The 11,820-nt window shown below is 68.5% G+C and carries 10 protein-coding genes and 3 pseudogenes; 9 read left to right on the top strand and 4 right to left on the bottom strand.

The features are described from left to right. Nucleotides 1-511: 511 nt before the first annotated feature. Nucleotides 512-1,003, top strand: a pseudogene (locus ACZ4QV_RS42045) (pRL2-11); the annotation flags it as partial. Nucleotides 1,004-1,555: 552 nt separating this feature from the next. Here ACZ4QV_RS42045 and ACZ4QV_RS42040 read toward each other — a convergent pair. Beyond that, entirely contained in the window at nt 1,556-2,071 is a 516-nt protein-coding gene (locus ACZ4QV_RS42040; RefSeq protein ID WP_467764522.1) for a DUF6262 family protein, read from the bottom strand. Between the two features lie 458 nt (nt 2,072-2,529). Between ACZ4QV_RS42040 and ACZ4QV_RS42035 the strand changes: the two genes are divergently transcribed. From ACZ4QV_RS42035 to ACZ4QV_RS42015, 5 genes and pseudogenes are all read left to right on the top strand, one after another. Then, on the top strand, nt 2,530-4,527 hold the full coding sequence (locus tag ACZ4QV_RS42035; RefSeq protein ID WP_467764521.1) for a tyrosine-type recombinase/integrase: 1,998 nt from the start codon (nt 2,530-2,532) through the stop codon (nt 4,525-4,527). After that, nucleotides 4,524-5,513, top strand: coding sequence for a tyrosine-type recombinase/integrase (locus tag ACZ4QV_RS42030; RefSeq protein WP_361161059.1), 990 nt, complete (start codon nt 4,524-4,526; stop codon nt 5,511-5,513). The genes ACZ4QV_RS42035 and ACZ4QV_RS42030 overlap by 4 nt, the downstream gene beginning before the upstream one ends. Before the next feature lie 331 nt (nt 5,514-5,844). Next, nucleotides 5,845-6,195, top strand: a complete 351-nt coding sequence (locus ACZ4QV_RS42025) for a group II intron maturase-specific domain-containing protein (protein WP_467764520.1) — start codon at nt 5,845-5,847, stop codon at nt 6,193-6,195. Between the two features lie 132 nt (nt 6,196-6,327). Next, nucleotides 6,328-6,606 (top strand): annotated as a pseudogene (locus ACZ4QV_RS42020) (transposase); the annotation flags it as partial. 36 nt (nt 6,607-6,642) lie between these two features. After that, nucleotides 6,643-6,876 carry a zinc finger domain-containing protein gene (locus tag ACZ4QV_RS42015; protein ID WP_467764519.1) on the top strand — a complete coding sequence of 78 codons (234 nt, stop codon included), beginning with the start codon at nt 6,643-6,645 and terminating at the stop codon, nt 6,874-6,876. A gap of 54 nt (nt 6,877-6,930) precedes the next feature. Here ACZ4QV_RS42015 and ACZ4QV_RS42010 read toward each other — a convergent pair whose 3' ends face one another. Further along, nucleotides 6,931-7,773, bottom strand: a complete 843-nt coding sequence (locus ACZ4QV_RS42010) for a recombinase family protein (RefSeq protein WP_467764518.1) — start codon at nt 7,771-7,773, stop codon at nt 6,931-6,933. Between the two features lie 301 nt (nt 7,774-8,074). Here ACZ4QV_RS42010 and ACZ4QV_RS42005 point away from each other — a divergent pair, with 301 nt between their 5' ends. Together ACZ4QV_RS42005 and ACZ4QV_RS42000 are read left to right on the top strand one after the other, a co-directional pair. Further along, nucleotides 8,075-10,315, top strand: coding sequence for a cytochrome P450 (locus ACZ4QV_RS42005; RefSeq protein WP_467764517.1), 2,241 nt, complete (start codon nt 8,075-8,077; stop codon nt 10,313-10,315). Beyond that, nucleotides 10,312-11,106 (top strand): methyltransferase domain-containing protein, encoded by a 795-nt coding sequence (locus ACZ4QV_RS42000; protein WP_361592882.1) that lies wholly within the window; start codon nt 10,312-10,314, stop codon nt 11,104-11,106. The genes ACZ4QV_RS42005 and ACZ4QV_RS42000 overlap by 4 nt, the downstream gene beginning before the upstream one ends. Before the next feature lie 74 nt (nt 11,107-11,180). On the opposite strand, the gene ACZ4QV_RS41995 is transcribed toward ACZ4QV_RS42000, so the two are convergent. Both ACZ4QV_RS41995 and ACZ4QV_RS41990 read right to left on the bottom strand, forming a co-directional pair. After that, entirely contained in the window at nt 11,181-11,522 is a 342-nt protein-coding gene (locus ACZ4QV_RS41995; protein WP_361592879.1) for a Tn3 family transposase, read from the bottom strand. Beyond that, a complete protein-coding gene (locus tag ACZ4QV_RS41990; protein WP_361592898.1) occupies nt 11,492-11,626 on the bottom strand; it encodes a Tn3 family transposase in 135 nt (44 codons plus the stop codon). The genes ACZ4QV_RS41995 and ACZ4QV_RS41990 overlap by 31 nt, the downstream gene beginning before the upstream one ends. Nucleotides 11,627-11,667: 41 nt before the next feature. On the opposite strand from ACZ4QV_RS41990, the pseudogene ACZ4QV_RS41985 reads away from it, so the two are divergent. Next, a pseudogene (locus ACZ4QV_RS41985) lies at nt 11,668-11,820 on the top strand (methyltransferase); the annotation flags it as partial.

Below are 11,820 nucleotides of genomic sequence, written 5' to 3'. Positions count from 1 at the left end.
TCTCACTCGACCGCCACTCGTCCATCACGCAAGCAAGTGACCCATGTGCCGACCATTGCGCCGACAGCCGCGCAACTCGACCTACTTTTACCTCGAACAGAAAACTGAACCAAATCGCAGAAAGGTACCGTTCGGCCCTAGAACTTCAGACAAGGAACGACACCGCGCGCAGGACGGGCGATGATTACTCAGCCAGCAGGGCATTCCGAGTCTCAAGACGTGCCCTAACCAGCCCGTGTCCTCCCTGTAAGCGGAGGGCCGGGTGCACCGTGTCTCCTACCGGGCTGGGTGGCAGCACCTGGCCGTACGGCTGACCGTCCTGGGCGCGGTCACCGAGACCGGCTACCTGGCCGGCCGCCACCCGGACACCACCCTCCAGACCGCCCGCGTGATCTGGGAGGAGCCGCAGGACCTGCTCCAGGTGCTGGAGACCGGCGGTATCGGCGCGGCCGGTGCCGCGGCCGCGGGCGGCCTGGCGTACGGGATCCTCGGCCGGGAGCGGCGGGAGCTGATGCGCGAGTGGATCGTCCCGCTGCACCAGGCGCTCCACCGGCCGCTGGGGATCGCGGAGCAGACCGATCCGCGCCGCTACCTGCACATCCCGAAGAACTTCTGTGACGACGACGCACAGATACGCATCGACCTGCCCACCAGCCTGGGCTTCTCCCGCGACATCGTCGCCGACCTCATCACCCAAAAGCTCGCCCTGGAGGGCGTCACCTTCTCCTGGCACCCGGCCGGCGCCGCACCGTATGTGCTGGTGAAAAAGACCCGCAAGCCCCCGGCCAAGGCACCCTTCAAGGACCCCAAGGTCCGCGAGCTGGTGGCCCAGGCCCCAGAATCCGCGCCCGTCATCGGGATCGGCGCCGGCGGCCGGGTCGTCGCCGTCGACCTGGACGCCGACTCCCCGCACATCCTGGTCAACGCCTCCACCGGCGGCGGCAAGTCCGCGACCCTGCGCTGCATCGCGTGCCAGATGCTCCACCACGGCGCACGCGTCGTCGTTCTGGACACCAAGCGGATCTCCCACCCGTGGGCCAACGGCATCGACGGCGTCACCTACTGCCGCGACATCGCCGACATCCACGACCAGCTCATCGCCCTCGGCATGGAAGGCCGGCGCCGCACCCGCATCGCCGACGATCTCGGCATCGACGCCGACCCGCACGCCATCGGCCCCCGGGTGCTGATCCTCCTCGAAGAGGTCAACGCGACGATGAAGCAGCTGGCCCGCTACTGGGAGAAGATCCGCGAGTCCGGCGACCCGAAGGTCTCCCCGGCCGGCGACGCCCTCAACGAGATCCTGTTCATGGGCCGCCAGCTGCGCATGCACGTGCTGCTGGTCGCCCAGTCCGCCACCGCACGCGCCCTCGGCGGCCCGGAAGTCCGCGAGCAGTTCGCCACCCGCATCCTGGCCCGCTACAGCGTCAACGCCCCTTCTCTGGGGGATGGCCCGCTGCAGGAGTTGGATGAACCACAACGTCGCAGCTCAGCGGTAGCGGTGCCCAACTTATGCTGTGCAACAGGTGTGGTGCTATCCCCCGAAGGGGTGGTGTCACGGAGCCGGGGGGCCGGTGTTGAGCGCGCGGGTCAGCTCACGGTTGGCGGCTCGTGCGGCTTCAAGTTCCTCAGTGCGTTGCTCCAGCTCGTTGGCCTTGTCCGCGAGCTCCTGCTCCAGCCTGACGATCTGCCGCTGGAGTTGATCAACGTCGGCAGGGGCGCCGAGGCCGGACTCGGCCCAGACCGCTTCGCCGAGCTGATCGGACAGACGCTGTTCCAGCTGGCGGACCCGGGTCGTCAGACGTCGGTTGCGGTCGAGGGCATTGGCCAGGTCGGTCTGCAGCGATGCGCGGCTGACGGCCGCGATCCGCCCCTGCTCTGCCGGGGTCGTCGCGGCGGCGTGAACACGCTCGAGGAGGTCCTGGTGGCGATAGAGAAAGGTGCGATCCACTCGCGCGGATCGGGCGAGTCCCGAGACCGTGATGTCTTCACCGCTGGTGATCAGGGCGTCCAGCGCTTTCAGTACCCGTTCGCGGCGACGGTTTGAGTCGGCGCGCCGACCGTCGATCATCGCGTTGGTCATGAGGCCGACCTTCCTGGACGGACATCGAGAGTGGGCGGGCCGACCTTGGGCATGCCCAGAGGAACTACTCGCCGCGTGCGCCGGACGAGGGCAACGGCCTCTTGGACCTGTGCTTTTTCCTCGGGGGTGAGGTCACCGAGATCGGCGCGGACGCGTTTGATCAGTCGACGGACTTTGCTGATCTCTTCGTCGGAGGGCAACGCCTCGGCCTTCGCCCACGCCTCGGCCGCGAACGCCGCAATCCGTTCGCGACTGCGCAGGAGGTCGGCGAGGTATGCCTCCAGGTCGGGTAGGTAGGAGACATCGGTGCGGAAGTGTCCGCAGCCGATGCAGCGAAATCGCAGAGGGCAGTCCTGCCCGGCAGCGGCGACGTTCGTCGGCTCCGTGCAGATCCCATAAGGGACGGAGACCGAGCCGACGGCTCGGCGTGCCGCCTGAGCCTGTGGATGGATCGGCGTGAACTCGCCGCGGCCGGGCTGACACCGGCGAGGGTGGAAGAGTTCCTGCTCTTCCGGCGGGCGGTGTGCTCCTCGGAGCCGGTGGCCCGGCGGTCTCTGGGAGCGGTGATCAGGGTGCTGCGGCAGGCCGGCGCGGTTCCGGGTGCGGCTGAGGTGGGCGGCGACGCGGTGCAGGAGATGCTGGCGGACTACGCCGCCTACCTGCGCGGCGAGCGGGGCTTGGCTGCCGAGTCGGTCCGCTGCTACTGCGGACAGGCCCGCAAGTTTCTTGCCGCGCTGCCGGCGCCGCTGGACGACTCGCTGGCCCGGTTGGATGCCGCGCAGGTGACTGTGTTCATGGTGCGGCATACCGCGGACGCCGATAGTGTGTGGTCGGCGAAAGCCCTGGTGACCGCGGTCCGATCACTGCTGCGCTACCTGCACGTGGACGGCCGGATCCCGGTGGCGCTGACCGGGGCAGTGCCCTCGGTGGCGGGCTGGCGGCTCGCTTCCCTGCCCCGCGGACTGGAACCGTCCCAGGTGTCCGCGCTGCTGGCCGCATCGGATCCGGACTCTTCGGCGGGACTGCGGGACAGGGCCGTGCTGACGGTGCTCGCTCGTCTCGGACTGCGCGGCGCGGAAGTCGCCGCGCTCCAGCTGAGCGACATCGACTGGCACGCGGGAGAGATCGCCGTGCGGGGCAAGGGCTCCCGCGTCGAGCGGCTGCCGCTGACCGCCGAGGTCGGCGAGGCCATCTCGGACTATCTGATGAGCGGCCGTCCCCGGTGTTCGGCCACGGCCGTGTTCCTCACCGCCAGGGCCCCCTATCAGGCACTCACCGGACAACTGCATCCGAGCGATCATGGGACGGGCATGCGAGAGGGCCGGACTGCCACGACTGGGAGCCCACCGGCTCCGCCACACGCTGGCCACCACGATCCTGCGGGCCGGGGCACCACTGCCCGAGGTCGGCCAAGTACTGCGCCACCGCAGTCAGTTGAGCACCACCATCTACGCGAAAGTCGACCACGAAGCCCTGCGGACCCTGGCCCAGTCGTGGCCACAAGGCGGTGCACGATGACCACGATCCGACAGCACGCGCAGGAGTACCTGGCCATGCGCCGACGGCTGGGGTTCAAGCTGACCACCTTCGGCGAGAAGCTGATGAGCTTCATCGGCTACCTGGAGGACACGGGTGACACCGTCCTGACCACCCGGGCCGCGCTCGCCTGGGCAACCAGTACGTCTCGCAGCACCGATGAAGTGCACTGGAGCCGACGGCTGATGGTCGTGCGGATCTTCGCCCGGCACCTCAAGACTCTGGAGCCGGCCACCGAGATCCCGCCCGATGACGCACTGCCGCACCACTACCGGCGCATCACCCCGCACCTGTTCACCCCCGACGAGCTGGACCGCCTGCTCGCGGCGACGAGCACCCTCAATCCGGCCTTCCGGGCCCGGACCTGGCACACCTTCCTCGGCCTGCTGGCCGTGAGCGGCCTGCGCACGTCCGAAGCCTGCGGCCTGGACCGCACCGACGTCGACCTCGCTGGTGGTGTTCCCACCGTGAGGGAGACGAAGTTCGGCAAGTCAAGGCAGGTCCCGGTGCATGCCACTACCGTCACGGCCCTGCGGAGGTATGCCCGCGAGCGCGATCTCCAGCGGCCCGCCCCGAGCACAGCGTCCTTCCTGGTCTCCACCCGCGGCACCCGTCTGGACTCCCACAACCTCCCGCGCGCCTTCGTCCAGCTACTGGCTGCGGCGGGCATCACTGCAGGCCAGAGGCGCCGCAGGCCCCGCTTACACGACCTGAGGCACACGTTCGCGACCACGACCTTGCTTCAGTGGTACCAGAGCGGCGAAGACGTGCAGGCCAAGCTCCCGCTGCTGACCACCTACCTCGGTCACGCCGACCCGAAGTCCACCTACTGGTATCTCTCCGGCTCGCCGGAACTACTGTCCCTGGCCGCGGCCCGCCTGGAGCACAGCTTCGGAGGCCGGCCATGAGCGACCTCGCGCCCCTGCTACAGGGCTTCTTCACCGACAAACTGATGCTCCAACTCCAAGCCAGCCCGCACACCGTCGCCGCCTACCGGGACACCTTCACCCTCCTGCTCGGCTTCGCAGAGCAGCGCACCGGCCACCGGCCGACCCGCTTGAGCATCACCGACCTGGACGCACCGACGATCGGAGCGTTCCTCCAGCACCTCGAAACCATCCGCGGCAACACCGCGGCGACCCGCAACGCCCGTCTCGCCGCGATCCGTTCGTTCTTCCGCTACGCGGCCCTGCGGGCCCCCGAACACGCAGCGGTGATCCAGCGGGTGCTGGCGATCCCGCCGAAACGCTTCGACCGGGCCATTGTGAACTACCTCACCACCACCGAGACCGACGCCCTGATCGCCGCACCGGACCGCACCACCTGGACCGGCCGGCGCGATCACGCCCTGCTCCTGACCGGGGTCCACACCGGACTGCGCGTCAGCGAGCTGACCCGCCTCACCCTCCAGGACGTCCATCTGGGCACTGGCCCCCACCTGCGCTGCCATGGCAAGGGCCGCAAGGACCGGTGCACCCCACTGACCAGCGACACCGTCAAAGTGCTCAAGATCTGGCTGAAGGAACGAGGCGGCGAGCAAGACGATCCGCTGTTCCCGATCCGTCGTGGCACCCCGCTCAGCCGGGACGCCGTCGAGCACCTCGTCGCCAAGCACGCACGGGCCGCCGCAGCAACCTGTCCGTCCCTGGCCAGCAAGCACGTCACCCCACACACCCTGCGGCACAGTGCCGCAATGGCACTCCTGCACGCAGGAGTCGACATCTCCGTGATCGCGCTCTGGCTCGGCCACGAATCAACCGAAACAACACAAATTTACCTGCACGCCGACATGAGCATCAAGGAACGCGCCCTCGCGCGGACCGCCCCCTCCGGCAGCACACCGGGACGCTACACCGCCCCGGACACCCTGTTGGCATTCCTCCAGACTCTCTGAGCAGGAGGACACGGGTTATGCCGATCGCTTCAAGGCGGGCACGGAGCCCATCACGCTCCCGACTACCGCAGTCGGCATAACCCGGCGCACGGCATAAGCGGACGACTGGTGTCTGATGGTCACGGGCACGAAGGATGACGCCGAAACCCTCAGGGAGGAAATCGCAGGAGTGCTCTCGACGATGGGCCTGCGCCTGTCGCCGGAGTAGACCCTGATTACCCACATCGATGAGGGCCTCGACTTCCTGGGATGGCGCATCCAGCGCCACCGGAAACGGGGCAGCAACCGGCACTTCATCTACACCTATCCGTCCGGCAAGGCCGTCAAGGCCATGACGGGCAAGGTCAGGACGATGTGCCGGACGACGGACACGAGCCAGCCGCTCGATGCCCTGCTGCGTCAGCTCAATCCGGCGCTCAAGGGCTGGTGCGTCTACTTCCGGCCCGGCGTGTCCAGCCGCACGTTCGCCTACCTGAGCCACTACGCGTGGCGCCAGGTCGGAGGCTGGTTGCGTCGCAAACACCGCCGGGCCACCTGGAAGGACCTCCGCCGCCGCTACTGCGATGTCGGATGGTGGCCGGCCTCGGACGAAAGGCCACTGTTCAACCCCGCCAAGGTGACCACCACGCGTTACCGCTACCGGGGAACAGTCATCCCGAACCCGTGGCCAAGCCTGGAATGAGACACCACACGAGCCGCCAGCAGGGCTTGTGGAGCGCCCGGTGCCCGGAAACGGGCACGCCGGGTGCGGGAAGCGGTCCGGGAAAACGGGCCGGTCGACGAGACCGGCACCGCGCCCCGGATCGACTTCACTGTGCACAAGGACGCCCGGCTGCGTGCCTTCGTCGACAGCCACGACTGGATCACCACCCACTACCTGCCGCCCTACGCACCCGACCTCAACCCCGTCGAAGGCATCTGGTCACTCCTGCGCAGGCGCTGCCAGGCCAACACCGCCTTCACCGACCCCGACCACCTCCTCGCAGCCCTCCGCCGACGGCTCCGCCAGATTCAATACCGCAGCGACATCATCGACAGCTGCCTCACCGCGACCGGACTTTCCCTGACGACATCGCGCAGACAAAGTCAGTAACTGTTCTGGGCATGGTTTGTGACACGATCCGGGGTCATGACGGACCCTCAAACCGCGCAGGCAAGCGACGCGGACGACGTCGAGCGCCACCCCTGCCCGCGCTGTCACACACGGCCAGGCTCACCCTGCCGCTCGCGTTCCGGAGCGGTCGCCGGCACCTACCACACCGGCCGCTTCACCAAGGTGCCCCGGCTCGCCAAGCTCCTGCGCGTCCCCACCCGGCCCCGGTGTCCTAGCTCAGACACCATGGGACAAGTAACCGGCCGGTAGCTTCAGAGGTGCTCGTTCACGGCTTCGGGCAGGGCATTCACGCGGCTCGCGTACTCACGGCGGGCCTTGCGGCTGGCAGCGGTCGAGGAGTTGGCGGTGGATCGCGGGCACGGCGGTGATGCGGAGGGTGTAGCCCTGGCCTCGCCGTACGGTCTCTCCGTCGGCGATGGCAGCGCGCTCGGCTTCGTCCAGTTCGAGCTTGCGCAGGAAGTCGGCGACCTTGCCCGGCATGTCGAGGACGACGGGCAGCACCGGGGCCGAGGCTCCGTCGTCGGGGGCGTGGTGCTCGGGCACGAGGTCGGCGACGGCCGTACGGACGGCGCCGCGGCTGACCCCGTGCTCGCGGGCCAGGGCGGCGATGGATCCCCCGTCCAGGTACGCCGTACGGACCGCCGCCGTCTTCTCGGCGGTGATGGCCGGGCGGCGGCCGCCCTTGCTGCCCTTGGCCTCGGCGGCCCGTAGCCCGTCGTAGGTGAGCCCGCGCTGGAGGTCGCGCTGCAGCTCGCCGGCGGCGGCGAGGGTCTGCACCATGAACTTCACGGTGGACAGCAGCTCGCCGGTACGCGGGTGGCGGGCGGTGAGGTCCATGGCGGAGAAGGCGCCGTCGTGGATGCGCAGGGCGAGGCGGTCGCGGTGGAGGACGTCGAGCACGTCGAGGATGTGGCCGGTGCCGCGTACGAGGCGGAACATCTCGGAGATGTGCACGGTGTCGCCGGGCCGCGCGTAGGTCAGGAGCTCGCCGAACTTCGGGCGCTCAAGCGGGTGGAGGCGGCTGGAGGTGCCAGCCTGCTCCTCGAAGGTGACCGGGTCCTCGATGCCGGCCTCGGCGAGGACGAGGTTTTGCCGGGCGGTCGACTGCTGGTCGGTCGAGACCCGCTTGTAGACCAGGTTCGCCATCAAGGCCCCTTTGCGCGCGGAGGATCGGAGCCTATCTGTCGTCAGACCCTGTCAGCAATCACCATCGGATCTGATCGGATTCGCGCCGCCGTGAGCCCCGGGATTACACGGGTCATTGGGCGCGTGGGCGCCCTGTCGTCAAAGGATCGTTTCCCGACACTTTCGGGGCTGGCGGCATGCCCGCCCGCGACAACTTACACCGGAGTGTCGTGTTTCCGGCACATCACCCGATTGGCGTAGATTATTACGGGCTGGCCCGCACTGGATGTTGCGGCGTCTCGATCTGGAGGCTCGACTGAGTATGAGTGCTGCCGTTTTCCCGATACTGAGCATTCCTGACATCTGCGTGCCCTTTCCTGCTCCTGAGCCCCGGGCGGATGCCGAGGCGCTCAGCGCGCGTACCATCGATTGGGGGCATCAACATGGACTGATCGGCCCGCGGGGATCGGCAAGGCTGGCTGACACCCCGCTGCTCGGACTGCCGCTGGCGCTCGCCGGGCAGGCGCCGTGGAACGGCGCCACCGTGCTGATGGACTGGTTCCTGTGGGCGCTCGTGCTGGACGACCGGATTGATGACGGTCCCTGGGCTGCCGACGGAGCGCTGGAGGACTTCACCGAGGCGGTAGAGGCGATCGTCCACGGCCGTGCCGTCGATGGCGCACATGACCCGATGCTTGCGGTGCTCGCCCACGACCTGTGGCCGCGCACCCGCCGACTGGCTGCGGCCCCAGGCCGGCCCGGCCCGGGAGCGGACCAAATACGTGGCCACCTGCTGCGGCACCTGAACGCGCAGTGCGAGCTGGTGCGCGGGCGGGAACAGTCAGCCAGCATGGGGGTGGCGGAATACGTGACGATGCGGCGCGATACCTTCGGCGCGCTGTTCTTCTTCGACCTGATTGACACCGCCGATGGGGCGGTTCATCCCGCCGATCCCTGCGCCGAGGGTTGTTTGACTTCGTTGCGGGAACACGCCGCTGACATCATCGCGTGGACCAACGATATCCACTCGGTGGCGAAGGACATCGTCCTCGGTGAGCGCTTCAACCTGGTCGCCGTGCTCGCCGAGGAGCGCGGCTTGGACTGGCAGTCCGCGCTGGACACCGCGCACGACAAGGTAGCGGCCGCGCTGAGTCGGTTCGCCAAGGTGCGGCAACGGCACGCCGGGCACCAAGCCGCCGAGGCCCGGCCCGACTGTCCGGACACTGATCTGGAAGCCGCACCGTCCCGGCCGGCGCGGCTTGCGCAGGTGATCCGCGCTTCCGTGGACTGGCACGCCAGTGTGTCCCGCTATCACCTCCAAGCCGAGACCGCCCCGGGCGGCACAGCCCGGGGGGAAAAGAGTCCGGCTCCGCCCTCGCTGAAGTCCCGGGACTTCGAGACCGATCCCTATCCGCTGTACGCGCGGCTGCGGACCGAGATGCCGGTCGCCTACGACGAGCCCACCGACACATGGCTGCTGAGTCGCCACGCCGACGTCCAGAGTGCACTGACTGACCCTCGCTTCAGTAACGAGAACTACACCTGGCAGATCGGCCCGTTGCTCGGGCACACCATTGTGTCGATGGACGGCCGCGAGCACGCTGCCCACCGGGCGCTGCTCACCCCCTCGTTCCGGGGCCGCGCTCTGGCCGCCCTGCAGTCCTCTATCAACGCGGTCTGCGAGGCTCTGGTCTCCCGGCTGCGGGGCCGGGAACGGGTGGACCTGATCACCGAATTCACCATCCCGCTGCCGATCCAGGTCATGGCCGGTGCGCTCGGCTTGCCGGCGGAGACGCCAGAACAGCTGCGGCGGCTCAAAGACTGGTGTGCCGTCGGTTTTTCCTACCTGGGCAACTACCGGCAGGACCCGGCGCTGCTGACCGGCGGCCTCCGCAATCGGGACGACTTCTACAACTACCTGCAACCGTATATCGATGAGCGCCGCACCCGCCCGAGCGACGATCTGATCTCGGCGCTGCTCGCCGCTGAGGTCGACGGGCAGCCGCTGTCGGAGGCGAACATCCGCAGCTGCTGCGCGATCCTGCTCACAGCCGGCAGCGAGACCAGCCACGGCGCCACAGCGAACCTGATAGCCAATCTCCTCAACCATCCGGATGTGCTCGCCGCGGCCCGTGAGGACCCCGCGGAACTCGACCTCGCGCTCGCGGAGACGCTACGCCGTAATCCCCCCCTGCAACTGGTGCTGCGGCAGAGCAGAGAAGCAGTGGACCTGCCTTCTGGGACGGTACCGGCGGATGCCACCATCGCCTGCCTGATCGGCGCTGCGAACCGCGATCCCCAGCGGTTTACCGATCCCGATGTGTTCGACCCACACCGCGTCGACGGACGCATCGACCGCGAGTACGCGGGAGCGGCCAGCCACTTCGCGTTCGGCGCCGGCCGACACTTCTGCCTCGGGGCACATCTCGCCCGCGCCGAGATCACCACCGGCATACGGCTCCTGCTCGCGGAGTTCCCCAACCTTCGCTGGACCCCCGGATTCCGCCCCGTGGAGACCGGCTTCCTCAACCGCTTCCCGGCCAACCTGAAGGTTTCACTGTGACCGGCACCACGAAGTCCTACGACAGCAGCTATCTCGGGCATAGCGTCGACACCGAACTCGACCGGTTGCGCACGCTGGAGCGCGCCTTCGACACCGCAACCTTCAGCGTTCTCGCCGACCTAGACCTCCCGCAGGCCGCCCGATGCCTGGACCTTGGCGCCGGCGCCGGATCCGTCGCGGCCTGGCTGGCCGACCGCTACCCCGCGGGACGGGTTACGGCAACCGACACCGACACCCGGTTCCTTGACTTCCCGCCCTCGGAAACAATCGAGGTCCTGCGTCACGACGCAGCCCACGACGACTTCCCCGCGGGAACCTTCGACCTCGTCCACACCCGCGCGCTGCTGTCTCACCTCCCCGACCGCGACCGCGTTCTGCGGCGTGCAGCCAGCTGGGTACGCCCCGGCGGCTGGCTGGTCGTCGAGGACTTGTCCGTCGCCGTCGTGGACAATTCGCCGCATCTCCTACTCAAACAGGTCACCAGTGCGGGCGAGGAACTCCTGCGCACCGCAGTCGGCACAGATCTGCGCTGGGCCGAGACCATGCCCGACGCCCTGCGCGACCTCGGGCTGAAGGACGTCCAAGCCACCGTCACGCCCGGCGTGATCGGTGACGACAGCGCCACCCACGCATTCTGGAAGGCCACCGTCGACCAGGCCACCCCGTCCCTGCTGCAGCTTGGCCTGGTGACTTCCGGGCAAATCGATGCACTGTACGCCATGATCGCTGAGCCAGGATTTACCGACGTCGGCATCGCCATGACCTCCGCTCGCGCCCGCAAGCCGCGCTAAGACGCTACCCATCGCCGGTCTCACGCCCACAGCCACCGGCGCCGAAGCGCTGGAGAAGTAGCTGGCCCACCGGCTCAGCGCTCTTGCCGACCGACGCCGCGCCGCGCGTTGCCGGCGGCTCGACGAGGGCCGGGAACGGTGTCGGCATCTCCCAGCGGCAGCAGATCCAGGCGTTTGTCCATCTCCAGCCGGAAGGTGCCGTACGGGTTGACGTTCGACCAGAACAAGGCGGTCAGGCCGCGACGGTCCTCGTCCGTCAACTTCTTCGCCCAGGCGGGTTCGGCGAGAATCTGTCGGACCAGCAGGGTGTTGACGTGCACGAGCGCGGACTGCAGCAGATGCAGGGCGAGCATCGAGGTCTCGGCGTGCTCCTTGTTCGGGCCGGTCAGCGCGCCGTCCTTGCCGTAGTGCAGCACGGTGTTCGCGCTGTTCCAGCGCCATGGATCTCCCGGCGCAGGTCGGGGCTGGCGAGATAGTCGCAGGCGAAGATGGTCCGTACGGCGCGGCCGAGCTCTTGCAGTGCGGCGTAGGTGGGGTGCTTGGGCCCGCCGCGGGTAAAGCTTCCCCGGCACCATCACCGCGGCGACCGAGGTGATGGCCTCTGCCCTGCCGTACCCGGAGGGCGGCTCGTTCCTGGAGGTGGGCTGCGGCACGGGCGTCATCTCCGTCACCGCCGCGCTCTCCGGCTGCGCGCAGGTCACCGCGCTGGACATC

It is taken from the genome of Streptomyces sp. NPDC026394 (genome assembly GCF_055567735.1).
Note: the sequence above shows the minus strand (reverse complement) of the source record. Positions and strands in the feature narration are given on the sequence as shown.

Excerpts from the sequence above, each read along its gene's own strand:
- ACZ4QV_RS42025 (WP_467764520.1), top strand. The coding sequence starts at position 5,845 with ATGACGGGCAAGGTCAGGACGATGTGCCGGACGACGGACACGAGCCAG.
- ACZ4QV_RS42015 (WP_467764519.1), top strand. The coding sequence starts at position 6,643 with ATGACGGACCCTCAAACCGCGCAGGCAAGCGACGCGGACGACGTCGAG.
- ACZ4QV_RS42040 (WP_467764522.1), bottom strand. The coding sequence starts at position 2,071 with ATGATCGACGGTCGGCGCGCCGACTCAAACCGTCGCCGCGAACGGGTA.
- ACZ4QV_RS42005 (WP_467764517.1), top strand. The coding sequence starts at position 8,075 with ATGAGTGCTGCCGTTTTCCCGATACTGAGCATTCCTGACATCTGCGTG.
- ACZ4QV_RS42010 (WP_467764518.1), bottom strand. The coding sequence starts at position 7,773 with ATGGCGAACCTGGTCTACAAGCGGGTCTCGACCGACCAGCAGTCGACC.
- ACZ4QV_RS42030 (WP_361161059.1), top strand. The coding sequence starts at position 4,524 with ATGAGCGACCTCGCGCCCCTGCTACAGGGCTTCTTCACCGACAAACTG.
- ACZ4QV_RS42035 (WP_467764521.1), top strand. The coding sequence starts at position 2,530 with ATGGATCGGCGTGAACTCGCCGCGGCCGGGCTGACACCGGCGAGGGTG.